The sequence below is a fragment of the Dyella nitratireducens genome (assembly GCF_014642835.1).
In the GTDB taxonomy this organism is placed as follows: Bacteria; Pseudomonadota; Gammaproteobacteria; order Xanthomonadales; family Rhodanobacteraceae; genus Dyella_B; species Dyella_B nitratireducens.
On sequence record NZ_BMJA01000002.1, the window covers coordinates 711,785 to 722,584 of the forward strand.

Sequence of the window (10,800 nt, forward strand, 5' to 3'; positions counted from 1 at the left end):
GCCGGAATGACGAATCGCTTTGAAAAAGCATTAACTCGAACTTCGGTTCTTGCCGGAATAACGGAAGAAGTTCGTAAACTCAGTTAGCAATCGCAGCAATGCAAACTTGTGTGTAGATGCTCAAGTAAAAGCTGCGCACATGACCTGTCATTCAATCCTTACAGACAGGCCCATACAGGTTTGCTACGTTCGCCCCGTCATCGACGCCATCCTAATCCGTGCAACGTCGATGACCCATGCAGCAATGCTTGGAGAAGCGCAGATCGTGAGAGCTGGAACTCCCACGACCTGCTGACCACAACCAACTATCATGGAGTTGATCATGGCTGCCATAGATCATACGGCACGCGCACGCCCTCAGGTTCGCAACGAACCCTCATCCCCACCCGATCCGTTCATCGACCAGCGCGACCCGCTGGGCCTGGGCCTGGAAAAGTTCGACAACTACACGGCGAAACTCGCTGGCACCTCGTTGGCCATCAACGTTCTGCGAGGTCTGCTGGAACGCAGTGAAACCAGCAAGAAACCCAACGCCCCGCGCAGCGCGCAGACGTACTGGCCACTTAACTCAGTGCAAGTCACCGGCCTGCATGCAGCCATCTACTTGCTGCAGCAATACGTGGATACGCTCAACCCTGAGCCGGGTGGATAACGCGTTCGCGTCCGTATGGTTCCTTCGCGGCGGGTCGCTTGAGGAACGGCGCGCCGCTTTTGGGGGAATCGTTATTCGTCACTTCGTCGGACGACGGACGCCATGAAATACGTCACCGAGCATTTCATGGCCGTCAGAGTGAGCGCAGAAATTCGGCCAGATCGAGCCGTTCTTCCACGCTGAGATTCAACGGTCGACCTGCCTGCAAGCTGCGGTAATAAACCTCGCGATCAATCGCGTCTTCAAGTGTCGGTACGCTTCCATCGTGCATGTAAGGTGCCGTGTGGGACACGCCACGTAAGGATGGGGTGCGAAACAACCCGATATCTGCCGGGTCCAGTGTGACGTTGAATCGCCCAAGTTGTGCTTCATCCGCATGCGTGGCGACGCGGTCACCCACAGCGCCGCCTTGTAGCGAACGTGCTATCACTCCTTCGGTGACTGCGGGAAGATTCGCCGCGATGCCATCCAAACCGACACCGGATCGGTGATAGGCATGATCGGTAAACGCGGGTGATGAGCCGTCTAGCCGATGACATTCGGCGCAGCCGGCTTTGCCTCGGAACAGGGCTAGCCCGAGTTGAGCACGAGGACTCAAGGCAGCACGATCACCCTGCCGATAACGGTCGAACGGGCTGTCGGGCAGCGTCAACGAGCGGACATACGCGGCGAGCGCCGTGCCAACTTCGTTGGGAGTGGGCGAATCGCCACCGTCAGAAAAGGCTTGCGCAAAAGCCGCGCGGTACGCACTGCTGCGCGTGATTCGCTGCAACAGTTGCGTTTGGTCGTGAAGCCCCATCTCCACCGGATTGGTCAGCGGATCGAGCACCGCTTGCTCAAGCGCCGTACGACGCCCATCCCAAAAGAACGAAGATTCGCTTGCCGCAGCAATAGTGAGAAGACTCGGCGTATTGCGTGTTCCCGCATGCCCATACACCCCGATTGCTACAGGGCGCCCATCCGTATAGCTCTTTTCTGGCACGTGGCAGGACGCGCAGCGCACAGTGCCGTCCGCGCTCAATGATGGATCGTTAAAGAGCTGCTTGCCCAAAGCGATGCGCTGGGCAAGCACTGCTGCGCTGGGCGACGCTTGAGTCGGATGCAATACGAACCCAGTCGCCGCACTGATTAGCACGCCCGCAACCAACGACCCGATCAAAACCCTGCGCGGCATCCTGCACGTTCTCCTGTGACGGATAGGCTATCTACATCGTCACAAAGCGCACGGTTGCGGCACTGGGTTTGAGCGCTGCCGTATCAGCCGATTGCTCGGACGCATCGCTCACGACCATCACGACAATACCCTTCATCACATCCGCTTTCAGCTGCTTGGAAAGGTTTGTGATGAACACGGTGGTCTGCTTCGCATCCGGTCCACCCACAATCAGCATGCCACCCGGCATCAGAATCGGTCCGATGCTGTGCACGATCGAATCCGTTTCATTCTGGCGCCGATCATTGGCTGCCACGCTGTCGCCAGCAGGAATCACGTAGATGTATGGCCGCATGCCCACATCCTTGCCGTGCAGCTTGCCTTGCTGGGCAAGATAGTTACCCCAGGTGTTTTCATCCGCCGTGGCCGCCGGCTTGGCCGGGCCAGCCGGAGGCGATGCATTGGTATTCGAAGCGCCACCATTGGAAGACGCCGAGTGGTTGCACCCTGCCACCGCCACTGCCAAGGCTCCCACGCCTACAAGCAATCCTGACCGAGTCATGTGTTCCCTCATTAAGAAATGGCGCTACCCCTGTGAATGGACTCGGGATCGAATCCATGCGTCTTCATGCACTTCGCTGCGCATTAAAGCTTATGCGTGGATGTGATGGCTACTGGGTGTTTCTTCACAAAATCGTCACGCCATTTTGTGATGGTATACACAAAGGTCATGCCCGCGACGCGTCTATACCGCCACGGACAAGGGGCGCCTATTCAAGGGCATCGCATTACATCAAGCCAGCCATTCGTGACCAGGCGGCATAAGGGACGTGCGTATGGAGTTGCAGCACTGCGGAGCAGTTAAGGGCCAGAACCGTCGCTTTGGCTTGAGATGGGGATGCCGATCAGGGCGACATTTGCTTGTCTTGGTCTTTTGGCTGCTATGCAGCGCCGTGCTTGGCATGAGCGAAGCCAGTGCACAATCAACCAGCTACGTCTATGACGCCAACGGCCGCGTTGTGGCAGTCACCGCGAATAGCGGCACCAGCGTTCAGTACGGCTACAACCCCCTGGGGCACACCAATCAGATCAGTTCGGCGCTGTCGCCCGGACAACTGGCGATCTTTGCCTTTATACCCATGCATGGCGTAGCTGGCACGGAGGTTACCCTCGAAGGCCAGGGTTTCAGCAGCAGTGCGGCCAACGACAGTGTGAGCTTCAACGGCACGGCGGCGACGATACTTTCCGCTTCGGCCACCCAATTAGTGGTCAACGTTCCCAACGGTGCGACGACGGGGCCGATCAGCGTGACCGTCAACGGTCAAACAGCAAGCAGCGCCACGCCATTCGAGGTCGACGATACCGGGGTACCTCCCACCATCAGCCAGGTCAGTCCCGCCATCGTGGCGGTGGGCGGGACAGTGACCGTGACCGGTACGCACCTGGATCCGTTACCTGGGCAAACAGTGGTTCAAATGGCGGGGAACGACGTTACATTGTCGGCTGCATCCGATGCCCAATTGCAATTCGTCGTGCCGAGTACGGGCACGAGCGGCTATGTCGTGGCACAAACAGCATACGGACAGGCATCGAGTCCGGCTCCTATCCTTGTTCTGCCCGCTGGGATCAGCGCAGCAAGCGTGGTGAGTAGCGGCAATACCACCGTCGATGGGGCTTCGGTCAATCTGAACATCGGGGCAGCCGGTCAGACGGGTGCGGTGCTATTCAGCGCGACTGCAGGCAGCTGGCTAAGCCTGCAGGCGAGCAATATCGTCACCACGGCAAGCAATATCGCCTATACGATTTACGCGCCAGGTAATCAGGTGATCCTGTCAGGCACCGTCTCAACCGCGTCACCGTCGATCCACTTACCTCAGCTCAGCGGCAACGGTACTTATCTGGCGACCTTCCAGCCGGATACAGCGGGGGCACAGTTGACGGTGATGGTGCAGACCAATCAGGCACTGACGCCTAGCGTGCCGGCGACAGTGGTTACAACGGTACCCGCGCAAAGCCAGCGCGTACTGTTCCAGGCGACGGCAGGGGAGTCGCTGGCATTCGACGTGGTGAATACCACCACGTCACCGGCCAACCAAGCAGTGACCTATACCGTATATACGCCGAGCGGCGCGAGCTATACCAGTACGTCGACGGCGAGTACGGGTTTGATCAATCTCGGCAATTTGCCGACAAGCGGGACATATCAGATTGTGATCGCGCCAGGTGGCGGCGTGACAGGAACGATGCAAGTGGAGATGATCCCGAGTGCGGCTGGGACGCTGCTTCCAACCGACACACCGCAAAGTTATGCCACCACGATCTCCGGTGAGAACGCCTACCTGTCATTCACAGCCAACCTGGGCGACAACCTGGATCTGACGTTCAATAACGTCAGTGGTTCCTTCAATGTGACCGTGTTCAATGCAGCCGGAACGCAGATAACAAGCTTCTCATGCGCGCCGTCGAACCCTGGTGCGAGTTGCATGCAACACCTGTGGTATCTGGCAGCGGGGACCTATTCCGTCGTGGCTGTACCCACTGGAGGCACCATCAGCTTCAGTGTGCTGCTTCAGCCCGATGTGGTGGGGCCGGCGTTAGTGTCCGGTACCCCGGTAACGGTCAATCTGAGTGCAGGGCAGGCGGAGCGGCTGACGTTCAACGCGAATGCGGGTGACTCGGTGACTTTGAATTTGTCGGCAGTGAGCACAACGCCTGCAGGCCAGTATGTGTATGTCAACGTGTATCGCCCGGACACAGGCCCCATTACGACGGACAACCACTATTCATACCTCGATAGCACCGGTGCGAGCACGACGTTGAATCTGTCAAACCTTCCAGCCACTGGTACTTACACCCTTGTGGTCTACACGGTTTATGGGGAACCAGCGAGTGCGCAACTCACGTCAATAACGAGTGGGGTGCAGACGCTACCTTCAACCGGCACGCCGCAGAGTTATGCCACCACAGTCGCCGGTCAGAACGCCTATCTTTCATTCACCGCGAACCTAGGCGACAACCTCGATCTGACGTTCAATAATGTCAGTGGTTCCTTCAATGTATCCGTGTTCAATGCAGCCGGAACGCAGATAACAAGCTTCTCATGCGCACCGTCGAATCCTGGTGCGAGTTGCATGCAACACCTGTGGTATCTGGCAGCGGGAACCTATTCCGTCGTGGCTGTGCCCAGTGGAGGCACCATCAGCTTTAATGCGTTGCTTCAGCCTGATGTGGTGGGGCCGGCGTTGGTGAGCGGCACCCCCGTTATGGTCAATCTGAGTGCAGGGCAAGCGGAGCGCCTGACGTTCAACGCGAATACGGGTGACTCGGTGACCTTGAATTTGTCGGCGGTGAGCACGACGCCGGCAGGCCAGGATGTGTATGTCAACGTGTACCGTCCGGATACAGGTCCGATCACGGCGGACTACCACTATGCGTATCTCGACAGCACCGGCGCGAGCACCACGTTGAACCTGCCAAACCTTCCGGCCACTGGTACTTACACCCTTGTGGTCTACACGGTTTATGGGGAACCAGCGAGTGCACAGTTGACCGAGACGGCGCAGTAGCCAACACCGCGCGATCGGGTATTTCGATGAACATATGGAATCAAGCCGCAGCGTTTCTGGGGAGCTGGTGATGAAGGCGCAATGGAAGGGATGGTTTGGGACGGGGAGCATGAGCGCCCTTGGCATAGCGGCGCTCAGTGCGGTTGCCTTGGCGTTGCCGCCTGCGACCTCGCCGGAGCGAGTCATCAGCGCCGGTCACACCTATGTATTGCCGGCCTCCGCTGACGTCAGTCACACGTTGTTACCGGACGGCCGCACCTTGGAAATTCATGGTGCGCAAGGCAGGGGGGCTATCGTCGATGGTGATCAGCGCCTGTCGTTCCCGCTTCCGGAAATACGCCGCTTTGCTTCCGTCACCGTCATGCCAAACGGCTTGGTATTACTGTGGGGCGGTATCGATGCACAGGGGCACCTGCTCGATAGCGGCGAATGGTTCAATCCCGACACGCAACATTTTGTACGCACAGGCCCCTTGGGCTTGCCCGCACGTGCAGGTCATACACTGACGGTGCTGTCGGATGGTACGTTGCTGATGACGGGTGGCTGGTCGTCCGATGGCACATCGGCTACCACGGCGGTGGTATGGCAGGAAGCCTCCCATCAAGCCACCTCGTTGCCGGAGACCCACGTGCCGCGCATGGATGCGATCGCCACGTTGCAGGCCGATGGCTCGGTGCGCATCGAGAACGGTGTCGATGTCAAAGGGCAGCCGTTGCATGATGCGTGGACCTTCCATCCGGAGGTTTCGTCAAAGCTTGCCACCGCAAAACCGTCATTAGCGTCGCTGATTGCTGAAACCCGTCCCCTCTCGGATACCCAACAAGCCTCCATTCACGGCCCCTTGGTGTTGCGCTTTGCCGTACCGGTCGATCTCAAGCAACTGAATACTCACAGCGTGACGTTGCTGGGACCGGAAGGCACGGTACGTGTGCACGTGATCGGCACTGAGGGCGGCCGCTTGGCGTTCGTGCAATTGCCGGATGACCTGTATCCCGGTTCGCGCTACACACTGTTCGTGAAAGGCTTGCATACCTCGACAGGGGCGGCCATGCCTTACACCACGGTCGGCTTTACGACCGCGAGTACCGATGCCACGGGCGTGGTGGTGGCGGGTCACGGTGGACGGCCGGCGCCGGAAGAGACGACGGCTACTTCCTCACTGCCGCCGCTTTACGTAATGGCGGGTGGCGATCATGCGGCACCCTGCCCAGACGATAGCTTGTGTCGCGCGCACAGCTTTGTGCGTGATGGTGCGTTTTATCCTGGCAAGAACAATGCGCCCGATTTCACCGGTGCGCACTGGCGCCTCTATGCTCCTTATCAGCATCTGCCCGATACGCATGCACTGGAAGCCGCGTTACCGAAGGGCACGACAGCGCTGATCGGCCAGGTGCGGCAGATCGACGAAACCCCGGTCGTCAACGCAGAAGTGAGCATCGGCGAGACCACCGTGCACACCGATGCAAAGGGTGTGTTCGTGCTGTCCAACATCCCGGCCGGCCGCGACGAATTGCTCGTGGACGGCGCCTCGGCTAGCCACGGTGAGGTGAAGTACGGCCGCTTCGTCGTGGGTGCGGACGTGAAGGCCAAGGCCATCAGCCACATGCCGTTCGTGATGTACCTGCCGCGCATTTTGCCGCGCGATGAAATCACGCTGCCGACGCCAACCACGCGCGAAGTCGTGCTGACCCACCCGGATATGCCGGGATTGGAATTGCACGTACCCGCGGGTGCAGTGTTCAAAGACCGCCATGGCCACGTGCTGACGCATATTGCGTTGGTACCCACGCCGGTCGATCACGCCCCGTTCCCGCTGCCCGACAACTTTCCGATGTACTTCACCATCCAGCCGGGTGATGCGGTGGTGCAGGGGCTTACACCCGAAGCGGCCCGGGGCATCCGTGTGGTGTATCCGAACTACGGCAAAGCTAAAGCCAGTGCGCCGGCGGATTTTTGGGTGTACAGCGTCAAGGAAGGTTGGCAGATGTATGGCTCGGGGCACGTGACGGCTGATACGAAGCATCTGGCACCGGACCCGGGTGTGACGTTGGCTTGGGCATTGGGTGCCGGTGCTTCGCAGAGCAGTGGCAATCCACCCAATGCAAAAAAACCGAACAATTGCAAGAAAGGACAACCGATCGATTTGCAGACCGGCATCCTGTTCCACGAATGGAACGACTTCGCCATCAATGATGTGATGCCGCTGACGCTCACACGCGCCTACACCTCGGCCGATTCCAATTCCCATGCCTTCGGCATCGGTGGCAATGCCAACTTCGGCATCCATTTGTGGAGCGCGGCCAATGGTGGTGTGACCACGGCCATGTCGTTGGTGCTGCCCTGCGGTGAAGGGATTGCCTACAACCAGATCAGCGGCAACGATACCTGGCCGCTAACCGGTGCCGTGTGGGAGCACACGGGCACCGACTCGGCCTACTACGGCTCGACCATCCAGTTCCTGCTGGACAACACGCCACTAGGGGCGCACTGGATACTCACCATGAAGGACGGCACCCAGTACGCCTTCACGCGCCACGTGCCCAATTCCCTGTCGTGGATACAGGACCGCTACGGCAACCAGATCCAGTTCAACTACAACGGCGGCCTGATCCAGCAGATGGTGTCACCCAGTGGTCGCACCATCACCTTCAACTACGACAGCAGCAATCGCGTCACCAGCGCCACCGACAACAGTGGACGCACGATCGGCTATGCCTATAACAGTGCCGGCAGCCTGGCCACGGTCACCTATCCCGATCAGACCACCGAGCAATACACCTACGACAGCAACAACCGCATGCTGACCATGCAGGACCGGCGCGGTCATGTGTGGGTCACCAATCAGTACGACACCAATGGAAGGGTGACCAAGCAAACGTACGCGGATAACACGGCCTACCAGTTTGCCTACGCCACAGACAGCAATAACAACGTCACCACGACCACCGTGACCGATCCCAACGGCAACCAGGAACAGGTGGCGTTCGATCCGGTCAGTAGTTATCCCAGCAGTGACACCCAGGCCTACGGCACCTCGTTGGCCCAAACGACGACTTATCAGCGCGAGCCATCGGGTCTTCTTGATGGTGAAACGGATGCCCTGGGACGTACCACGGCTTACACCTACGATGCATTGGGCAATGTCACGAGCGTTACCCGGTTGTCCGGTACACCGAATGCGGTCACTAGCCAGTTCACCTACACCAGCGACTACAATCAGCTCGCGTCGGTGACTGATCCGCTGGGTCATGCGATCAATTTCAGTTATACCAACGGCTGCTTGACCCAAGTCACCGACCCACTAGGCCACAGTACGACGACTCAATGCAACAGTGCGGGTCAGCCCACGGCGACCCGGGATGCACTGGGCAATACGGTGACGTTTGCCTACCAGGGCTATGACCTTCAAAGCACTACTGATCCCCTGAACCGTACCACCAACTATGTGGTGGATACCTTGGGTCGTCGCATCGCCATCCGCGATGCCTTGGGTAACGTCACACTCACCCAGTACGACACCAACGACCGCGTGGTGTCCAGGACCGATGCGCTCAATCAGACCACCTCACTGAACTACGACGGCAACGGCAACCTGTTGAGCGTCACGCTGCCCAACACCGGCGTGGTCCAATACACCTACGACAACCGCAACCATCCAATCACCCGCACAGACGCGATGAACCAGAGTGAGTCGTGGACGTATGACGGCATGGGCAACGTGCTCACGCACACCGACCGCAAAGGGCAGGTCACGGACATCAGCTATGACGCGCTCAACCGTCGAAGCCTGGTGTCTTATGCAGATGGCTCCGGCATCCAGTCCAGTTACGATGCTGGCAATCGCCTCACAAGCCTCGTCGACTCGATCAGTGGCACGTTGAATTGGGGCTACGATGGCCTTGACAGAGTGACAAGCACCAGTAACCCGCAGGGCAGCATCAGCTACACCTACGATGCGGCCGGCAGGCGCATCAGCATGACGGCCGCTGCCCAGGCAACAGCCAACTACAGCTACGACAACGCCAATCGCCTGACGGCGATCACGCAGGGTAGCGAGACGGTGCAGTTGGCTTACGATGCAGACAACCATAGAACGACGTTGACGCTGCCTAACGGCATCAGCGTTGCCTACGGGTATGACACCGCCAGTGAGTTGACGGGGCTGACGTATACCCAAGGCAATGGTACGAATCTGGGGAACCTGACCTATGGCTATGACGCGGATGGGCGAATCGTCAGCAAAGGCGGCACTTTCGCGACAGACGTGTTGCCCATGGCAACGACGCAACCGGCGACGTTCGATCTCAATGATCGGGAAACGAGCTTCAACGGTGCAGCACTCACCTATGATGCCAACGGCAATCTGACCAGCGATGGCACAAATACGTATACGTGGAATGCGCGCAATCAGCTTACGCAGATCAGTCAGGGCGGTAACGCCCCACTGAGCTTCATCTATGACGCGCTGGGGAGGCGTATCAGCAAGACGATACAGGGCACTGCTACACAGTTCCTGTATGACGGGAGCAATGCTGTGCAGGAGACGCAGGGCAGCACGGTCAACCCGATTCTGGTCGGGCTAGGTATCGACGAGCGCTTCGCACGCAACGACGTGACGGGACGAACCTACTTCCTGACGGACTTGCTCAACAGCACGATTGCTTTGATTGATCCAACTGGCGCTATCAAGCAGAAGTACAGTTATGACCCATATGGGAACGTGACAGCGAGCGACACGACCACGGGGTTTACGAATCCGTATCAGTACACAGGTAGGGAGGCTGACACGGCTGGGCTCTACTACTACCGCGCGCGCTATTACAGCCCCATGATGGGTGGGTTCATCAGCGAGGATCCCAGCGCGTTTGGCGGAGGACAACTAAGCTTCTATGCCTATGTAGGGGGCAATCCGATTGCAGGTACTGATCCTCTTGGTTTAGATGATACGTTTTGCAGAATTGACCCGAGTTCGTGCGGTTGGAACGTCGACAATCCCACATATGGGAACATTTCCGTGGGGATCAATGAAACCGGAAACGAAGCTATTTTTGGCGAATCAGGAGAATGGGGGTTTGCCGCTGATACGACTCCGAACATGTGTTTTTATGCGACAACTTGCGGATCGGTGGCTACCACCATGGGTGCTGGCGGTGCAGTGGGAGGGACCGCTGCGGTCGGCAACGGAGCTCTAAGTGATGGTGATTCCACAACTGCTAACTTTGGCTTCGATGGAGGAGAAGCGATTACTGCAGGTGGCTCGTTGCAGTATGACCCCGACAGTGGCCAAATAACCGCTGCTAAGGGTTTTCTAGGCGGCGGGGGTGGCATATGGGGTGGCATGATGGTGTGCAAATCACATTTTTATTGCGCACGCAAAGGGCCGCCGCCCAAGCCAAAGCCTAAACACAAGTGCTGAGTAAAATTGAGCA

Annotated in this window: 5 protein-coding genes; 3 read left to right on the forward strand and 2 right to left on the reverse strand. The window is 58.4% G+C overall.

The features are described 5' to 3' along the window. Positions 1–322 precede the first annotated feature (322 nt). Positions 323–652 carry a hypothetical protein gene (locus IEX75_RS14255; protein WP_188794957.1) on the forward strand — a complete coding sequence of 110 codons (330 nt, stop codon included), beginning with the start codon at positions 323–325 and terminating at the stop codon, positions 650–652. A gap of 133 nt (positions 653–785) precedes the next feature. Here the strand turns inward: IEX75_RS14255 and IEX75_RS14260 are convergent, their stop codons facing one another. After that, positions 786–1,826, reverse strand: a complete 1,041-nt coding sequence (locus IEX75_RS14260; protein ID WP_188794958.1) for a cytochrome-c peroxidase — start codon at positions 1,824–1,826, stop codon at positions 786–788. 31 nt (positions 1,827–1,857) lie between these two features. Next, positions 1,858–2,367: a hypothetical protein gene (locus IEX75_RS24185; RefSeq protein WP_229720827.1), complete on the reverse strand. Its 510-nt coding sequence runs from the start codon at positions 2,365–2,367 to the stop codon at positions 1,858–1,860. A 400-nt stretch (positions 2,368–2,767) separates the two neighbouring features. Between IEX75_RS24185 and IEX75_RS14270 the strand changes: the two genes are divergently transcribed. Continuing rightward, positions 2,768–5,371: an IPT/TIG domain-containing protein gene (locus IEX75_RS14270; RefSeq protein ID WP_188794959.1), complete on the forward strand. Its 2,604-nt coding sequence runs from the start codon at positions 2,768–2,770 to the stop codon at positions 5,369–5,371. Positions 5,372–5,480: 109 nt separating this feature from the next. Then, positions 5,481–10,787: an RHS repeat-associated core domain-containing protein gene (locus tag IEX75_RS14275; protein WP_188794960.1), complete on the forward strand. Its 5,307-nt coding sequence runs from the start codon at positions 5,481–5,483 to the stop codon at positions 10,785–10,787. Positions 10,788–10,800 lie beyond the last annotated feature (13 nt).

Coding starts and splice junctions, on each gene's coding strand:
- IEX75_RS14255 (WP_188794957.1), top strand. CDS start 323: ATGGCTGCCATAGATCATACGGCACGCGCACGCCCTCAGGTTCGCAAC.
- IEX75_RS14260 (WP_188794958.1), bottom strand. CDS start 1,826: ATGCCGCGCAGGGTTTTGATCGGGTCGTTGGTTGCGGGCGTGCTAATC.
- IEX75_RS24185 (WP_229720827.1), bottom strand. CDS start 2,367: ATGACTCGGTCAGGATTGCTTGTAGGCGTGGGAGCCTTGGCAGTGGCG.
- IEX75_RS14270 (WP_188794959.1), top strand. CDS start 2,768: ATGAGCGAAGCCAGTGCACAATCAACCAGCTACGTCTATGACGCCAAC.
- IEX75_RS14275 (WP_188794960.1), top strand. CDS start 5,481: ATGAGCGCCCTTGGCATAGCGGCGCTCAGTGCGGTTGCCTTGGCGTTG.